This window comes from Anaerobacillus sp. 1_MG-2023, from assembly GCF_030547345.1.
GTDB classification, from domain to species: Bacteria; Bacillota; Bacilli; order Bacillales; family Guptibacillaceae; genus Guptibacillus; species Guptibacillus hwajinpoensis_B.
Genome location: NZ_JAUORD010000165.1, coordinates 1 through 253 on the forward strand (window position 1 = coordinate 1; position 253 = coordinate 253).

1 pseudogene is annotated in these 253 nt (G+C 36.8%); it reads right to left on the reverse strand.

The features are described 5' to 3' along the window. Positions 1–253: pseudogene (locus tag Q4550_RS23700) on the reverse strand (penicillin-binding protein); the annotation flags it as partial.

A 253-nucleotide genomic window follows, 5' to 3' on the forward strand; every position in this document is an offset into this window, starting at 1 on the left:
GGGAGGTCACTCAGATGTTCGCTCACTTCAGCAATTTCATCTTTCGTCAAATCCTGTTTAATTGTTTGGGAAGATAAGGCGTATCCACCATCCATTTCACGTTTAATGGCTGCAATTTCTAATTCTTTTTTTGAGATTTTATTTAGATCTGATTCTTTAATACGATCTAACTGTACCTGATACGCATCTTTGTCACTAAGATCTTTGGTTTCTTTATCGCTTAACTTCGATCTTGCCTCTTTTGGACGAGTAA